This is a genomic window from Kamptonema animale CS-326 (genome assembly GCF_028330895.1).
Classification (GTDB): domain Bacteria; phylum Cyanobacteriota; class Cyanobacteriia; order Cyanobacteriales; family Microcoleaceae; genus Kamptonema; species Kamptonema formosum.
In genome coordinates this window covers 1-5,990 of the sequence record NZ_JAQMUA010000364.1, presented here as the reverse complement: position 1 = coordinate 5,990, position 5,990 = coordinate 1, and the positions used below count along the sequence as shown (strand labels likewise).

The 5,990-nt window shown below is 43.5% G+C and carries 6 protein-coding genes; 3 read left to right on the top strand and 3 right to left on the bottom strand.

The features are described from left to right. Positions 1 to 212: 212 nt before the first annotated feature. The 3 genes from PN499_RS21260 to PN499_RS21250 all read right to left on the bottom strand — a co-directional run bounded on the left by PN499_RS21260 (position 213) and on the right by PN499_RS21250 (position 2,480). Complete coding sequence (locus PN499_RS21260) at positions 213 to 1,166, bottom strand: alpha-E domain-containing protein (RefSeq protein WP_007354435.1); 954 nt, start codon at positions 1,164 to 1,166, stop codon at positions 213 to 215. Positions 1,167 to 1,195: 29 nt separating this feature from the next. Beyond that, a complete protein-coding gene (locus PN499_RS21255) occupies positions 1,196 to 1,327 on the bottom strand; it encodes a hypothetical protein (protein ID WP_272034361.1) in 132 nt (43 codons plus the stop codon). Between the two features lie 67 nt (positions 1,328 to 1,394). Further along, a complete protein-coding gene (locus tag PN499_RS21250) occupies positions 1,395 to 2,480 on the bottom strand; it encodes a CAP domain-containing protein (protein ID WP_272034359.1) in 1,086 nt (361 codons plus the stop codon). Positions 2,481 to 2,844: 364 nt separating this feature from the next. On the opposite strand from PN499_RS21250, the gene PN499_RS21245 reads away from it, so the two are divergent. The 3 genes from PN499_RS21245 (at position 2,845) to PN499_RS21235 (ending at position 5,742) form a co-directional block, all read left to right on the top strand. Next, complete coding sequence (locus PN499_RS21245) at positions 2,845 to 3,573, top strand: glycerophosphodiester phosphodiesterase (RefSeq protein ID WP_272034357.1); 729 nt, start codon at positions 2,845 to 2,847, stop codon at positions 3,571 to 3,573. Positions 3,574 to 3,798: 225 nt separating this feature from the next. Further along, entirely contained in the window at positions 3,799 to 4,803 is a 1,005-nt protein-coding gene (pheS, locus tag PN499_RS21240) for a phenylalanine--tRNA ligase subunit alpha (protein ID WP_007354432.1), read from the top strand. A gap of 255 nt (positions 4,804 to 5,058) precedes the next feature. After that, positions 5,059 to 5,742, top strand: a complete 684-nt coding sequence (locus tag PN499_RS21235; RefSeq protein WP_272034355.1) for an SH3 domain-containing protein — start codon at positions 5,059 to 5,061, stop codon at positions 5,740 to 5,742. Positions 5,743 to 5,990: the final 248 nt, after the last annotated feature.

Below are 5,990 nucleotides of genomic sequence, written 5' to 3'. Positions count from 1 at the left end.
AAGCGAAGCAATCGCTTAGTCTCTGCGATTGCTTCGCTTCGCTCGCAATGACAATCGAGGGGGTAGTAAACCCTGATTTGGTATTACAATGCCACTACTACATTACAAGAAGTACGTTGTTGTGCTTTAGCGCTAAAGCGCAACAACATACCTCACACTCAATTCTTGTATTATGGCCTAACAACTAACCACTAACAACTAACCACTAACCACTAACTAATTGCTTCCAAAGCAAAGAAATTCTCAAAAATTTTATGACCAACATCATTAATTTGCTGCTGCAAATCATCCATAAATTCATGCAAACCCATCTTAATTATTTCGTCAATCGTCAGATAATCTAATTCGGCACGGGAACGACCTAAAGCACGTTCTACAGGATTCTTCCAAGTATTAGAAGGAGTCCCAGTGATTTCGTGAAGAGAGCGCTCAGCTTGCAACAAACAAAAGTGAATTGAACGGGGGAACTCTCGATCCATTATTAGAAACTCCGCAACTCCTGTGGGTGTAATTCGATGTTGCTTGCGTTTACGATACATCTCATAAGCACTAGCAGATTTTAACAGTGCCATCCACTGAATTTCATCAAGTGCAGTGCCTACATATTGAACAGAAGGCAACAGAATAAAATACTTAACATCAAGGATGCGAGAAGTCTTATCTGCTCGTTCCAAAAAACGTCCCATTTGACCAAAATGCCACCCTTCATTATGCGTCATCGTCGCATCCATCACCCCAGCAAACAAATGTCCTGCCATTTTTACTTCTGCAAAAAACTCTAGCAGTTGAGACATAGTTTGTTCATTAGCTGCTTGTTGCACCATCATATAAAACTCATTAACTTGCTGCCACATTTCCGAAGAAATAATTTCTTGGATAGAGCGAGCATTTTCGCGGGCGGCTCGCAAGCAAGAGATAATTGAGTTAGGATAGTCAGTATCGAAACTGAGGAATTGAATCACATTTTCTGCGGTTGCTTCGCCGTAGCGTTCTTGAAATAATTCCAAATCGCCCGTTATTTTTACTAATGGTTCCCACTGTTGGGTAACGCCTGTAGGAGAGTCGAGAATTAAGTTGAAATTGACATCGGCAAAGCGGGCGATGTTTTCGGCTCGTTCGACATAGCGGTTGAGCCAATAGATGGAATCAGCGACGCGACTTAACATAAGAGATTTTAGAAATGGTAATTAGCAAGTTACTCTAACCATTTAATGAGTGTAGCATCATTAATAACCAAAAGAGCGATCGCATAGTTTGGGCAAGCAGAACTTAGGCTGACAGTACGGCCGCCATCCCCATAGTATTTTAACCGCAGGGACGGCAGCATTACGATTATTGGTAAGTCCGATGGCAAATGGGAATACCTCACTCTTCCCATTGATTAACCGAAACTCTTAAATGCTAGTAGGAATGCCAAAAACCTGCGTCCAATAGGTGTTATAATTAACACTCCCGGTATCATTGGCTAAAAAGTAATAACCCACGCCAATTTCCTGATAATCACCATTCAGAATATTAGCGCGATGTCCTGAGCTATTCATCCACTGTGCAAACACATCCTCTGGTGTCGAAGAACCCGCAGCAATGTTCTCCCCAGCGACTCCGGGATAACCTAAAGATTGCACCCGATTAGTTGGAGAAGTACCATCTTTTCCAGTGTGGCTAAAAAAGTCTTGATTTGCCATATTTTTGGTATGATTCTCCGCCGCATTACTCAACTGAATATTTGCTTTCAGTGGGGGTAATCCAGCTTTACTGCGTTCTAAATTAGTAAGTTCTACAACCCGATTGATAAATTCTTGGTTTTCAGGTGTATTTCCATTATCTGAAATTGGACTTCCACCCAAAAAACTACCACTGGTAAGACTAGAAGCTAACACATTATTTAGTTGAGCAAAAATCTCGCCTGTGATGCTATCAGCAATCAGAGTATTAGCGCCGCTAGTTTGCAGGCTAACACTATTTACACCGTCAGGTAGCCGGATTAAATCTACACCATTTTCAAAGTCATTGATGATATCGATTCCTCCACCAGTTGCTAGTGCAAAAGTATCTTTTCCTGCACCACCAGTTAGTGTATCAGTATCGCGATCGCCTGAGAGAAAATCATCCCCAGCATCCCCAAAAAGCAGATCGTTGCCTCTACCACCATATAAACTGTCGTTACCTTCTCCACCTCTGACAATATCTGCATCTAAATCTCCTCGAACTAGATCGTTGCCACTTTCTCCATCTACAAAATCGCTATCTTTTCCACCCATTAGAGTATCACTTCCTGAGCCACCTAAAAGGCTATCTTCACCGTTATTGCCTCCGATCAGTTCACTATCAGCAGCACCTTGAACTGTATCATTTCCGCCCAGAACAAACGCACCCCCAGGAAAATTTGTTAGTTCTCCAGCAGACAAGATAATATCTTCCGAAGTGTTATCGCCGAGCAAGCGAGATATGCCGTTTTCAACGTTAGATTGTAGTGCCATTGTTATTTGCTTCCAAATGTAGATTTTACTGGATTTGGTTGAGGTAGGAGCGATCGCACCTTTGCAGAACCCCCGATAGTTTAGATGCACCCAGACTCAGGCTAGCCCCAGTAGTGAAGGCTTTTGGAAACCTCTATTTCTCTATTGTGAGCAATTTGCTAGTTTTATGCAAATAACGATTTTTTGTTACAATTATTTACATTGTCTGTTTGACAGGACTTTGGCAACTGTCACACTTAAATTAACTTGTATGGTGGGCCAGATGAAGTTGTAGTATTAATCAAATCAGAGTTTGGGTTGATGGCGCATCTTACTAATTATGCCACTTCCGAAATTCTTTCAATCCGTAAAATCCCTTAAATCCATGATAGAAATTATTGCTCATCGGGGTTTTTCTGCAATCGCCCCTGAAAATACCTTAGCCGCTTTCGATCTCGCTATCAAATATGGTGCTAATTCTATCGAATTTGATGTCCAATTGTCCGCAGAAGGCGTGCCAGTTATTTTTCATGATACCACACTGGATAGAATTACTCGAACTTCGGGGAAAGTCAGAGATAAAACCTTAGAAGAATTGAACGCGCTGGATGCTGGTTCGTGGTTCGATCGGCGCTTTTCTGGAGAAAAGATTCCTACATTGAAAGAAGCTTTAAATATCCTCAAAAATGTTGATAAATTTCTATATTTTGATGTCAAGCCTGATTGTGAATGGTCAAGTTCAGAAGTAAAGAACTTTGTTAATACCTTGCTGGTGGAAGGGGTGAATAATAAAAGCGTAATTACATCTTTTAACGCTCAATTTCTTGAACAAGTCCGCGAAGTTTCCCAAGATTTGCTAATTGGTCACATCGTCGCGAATGAATCAGATTATAAAGCTCAGTTGGCGAAAGCTGTAGCCGCTGAGGATCGTTTAATCAGCAGTCAATATCGCGTTTTACTAGATAACCCCTCACTGGTTGAAAATAGCCGAGATCGGGGAATAGATGTTGTGGCTTGGACGGTAGACAGCCGGGAAGATGTGGTAAAATTAGTGGATATCGGTGTGGTGCGAATAGTAACCAATTCTTTGATAGGAAACGAAATAAAATTATGACGTACTTTGGCAAACATATCAACCAAAATTCTGCATAGATACGGAGAAAGGAAAAGAAAAGTTATAATAAAACTGGTTTTCCGCAATTAATAACGTCCTAAACGCTGAGAAGGTTGCTAGATATCGATTGCCACAAATTTAATACTATTAACTTCCTATTCCTAAGTCAGGGACAAATTGCGCTAAAATCATCATGGCTGCAAAATTTAACAGACAATTCGCCAGATGACTACTCAGCTAAATGACCTAGAAGCCCAACTAGAAACCCTCCGCCAAGAAGCCGAAAATGCGATCGCAACTTCAAATACCCTAGAACAACTCGAACAGTTGCGGATTGGCTACTTCGGCAAGAAAGGCCAACTGTCTCAAATTTTAGGCAGCATGGGCAAATTGGCTGCGGATCAGCGGCCAAAAATAGGCGCGATCGCCAACGTTATCAAAGAAGCGATCGCAACAGAATTAGACAACAAACGCATCACCCTGCAATCGGCTCAAATCCAAGCCAAACTCGAAGCAGAAACCATAGATGTTACCATGCCAGGGGTTTACCGTCCCCAAGGTCGAATTCACCCCTTAAACGGCGTGATTGACCGAGCTTTAGATATCTTCGTTGGTCTTGGCTACACCGTTGCCACTGGCCCAGAAATAGAATCAGATTACTACAACTTCGAGGCTCTGAATACGCCGCCCGATCATCCCGCACGGGATATGCAAGATACCTTCTATTTACCCGATGCAAAATTGCTGCGGACTCACACATCTAGCGTCCAAATTCGCTATATGGAAAACCACGAACCGCCGATCCGAATTGTTGCACCGGGTCGTGTTTATCGCCGGGATACAGTCGATGCTACTCATGCGGCTGTCTTCCATCAAATTGAACTTTTAGCTGTCGATGAAGGGCTAACATTTACCGATCTAAAAGGCACAATTAAAGAATTTTTACGGCAGATGTTCGGGCAAGATTTACCGATTCGCTTCCGTGCCAGCTATTTCCCCTTTACTGAACCTTCAGCAGAAGTTGATTTGCAATGGCAAGGGCGTTGGCTAGAAGTTTTGGGCTGTGGTGTAGTCGATCCCAATGTTCTCAAAGCAGTTGGTTATGACCCAGAAAAATATACGGGATTTGCCGCTGGTTTTGGTGTAGAACGCTTTGCTCAAGTTCTGCACAAAATTGATGATATCCGCCGCGTTTATACGAGCGATTTGCGCTTTCTGCGGCAATTTTAATCTGATTTACAGAAAACTGTTTGTAACGCTGCTTTCCACGCGATCGATCGTGGCGGTGAGATGGTGGCGTTACTTTCGAGATCGCTAAGTCTTGTCAGCAAAATTCCCCAAGGCTACATTGGCTTTGAGGTAAAATTTGCTCAATCTTCATTCTTCCTTATTTTCTTTGGCATACATCTACTCAAAACCGTTTTTTGCTATAACTACATCATCAAATTCAAACTATTGTTTTGATTTAGATGAGGAGTTGAACGTATGAAAAAGATGAGTCACTGGAATCAATCCGCAGGAGTCGTAAGCTTGTTCGCGATCGCGATCGGCACTTTGCAGATATCTGCGATCGCCCAAGGCGCAACCGCAACATCAAATCTCAGCCAAAATCCATCGTCAAGTACCTCTCAAATAGCCCAAGCTACAGTAAGCCTCTGTCGCAGAGTTACTGCGTCCCAGGGTTTAGTCGTCCGCGAGAAACCCTCTCTCACATCGCGCCAAGTGGGAAGCGCACCCTTGAATAGTCAAATCACCCTCGTGGATGCGGCAAACGTGCTTCAGGCATCGGATGGTCGCCTCTGGGTAGAAATTTCATCTCCAGTCAGGGGGTATATTTCTAACGGCTTTGCCAACAGCGACAGCAATCTGGGAATATGTTCGGGGACAGCCAACAATCCTCCTCAAAATCCCCCTGCTGGTAATGGAACTCCTAACGCCAGTCTTTGTCGTCAAGTGGAGCCCCGCGTCGCGCCGCGCGGTTTAGCTGTCCGCGCAGATGCTTCTGCTGCGTCGGGTTACAGAGGGGGAGTACCTGCTAACGGTAAGGTGACTCTCGCCCCAAATTACAAGCTAGTTTTGGATAAAAGCGGGCAAAACCGCAATTGGGTAGAGATTACATCGCCGTTTGCCGGGTTTGTATCTGCCCAAAGTCTGATTATGTGCCGTTAGAGTGGCTGCGCGATCGCGCTTTGGTTACAAAGTGATATAGCCTTTCTCAGAAAGATGAGGTACGTTAGATTCTATGTATATCCAGGCTTTTGAGCTTTAATATATACCTCATCTACCTGAGAACCGCTGTATACCGCATAGCCACCAGAGCGATCGCCCCGCGTCCGGTTTTCTCCACACAAAATTGCTTTTAAACGGCGATAGTCCTCCCATGAAACATGGGAAACAGCCTGCTTTTACCCATGTTT

What these genes read in the sequence shown, in the direction of transcription:
- PN499_RS21255 (WP_272034361.1), bottom strand. Translation starts at nt 1,327, where the DNA reads ATGCTGCCGTCCCTGCGGTTAAAATACTATGGGGATGGCGGCCGTACT.
- pheS (WP_007354432.1), top strand. Translation starts at nt 3,799, where the DNA reads ATGACTACTCAGCTAAATGACCTAGAAGCCCAACTAGAAACCCTCCGC.
- PN499_RS21250 (WP_272034359.1), bottom strand. Translation starts at nt 2,480, where the DNA reads ATGGCACTACAATCTAACGTTGAAAACGGCATATCTCGCTTGCTCGGC.
- PN499_RS21260 (WP_007354435.1), bottom strand. Translation starts at nt 1,166, where the DNA reads ATGTTAAGTCGCGTCGCTGATTCCATCTATTGGCTCAACCGCTATGTC.
- PN499_RS21245 (WP_272034357.1), top strand. Translation starts at nt 2,845, where the DNA reads ATGATAGAAATTATTGCTCATCGGGGTTTTTCTGCAATCGCCCCTGAA.
- PN499_RS21235 (WP_272034355.1), top strand. Translation starts at nt 5,059, where the DNA reads ATGAAAAAGATGAGTCACTGGAATCAATCCGCAGGAGTCGTAAGCTTG.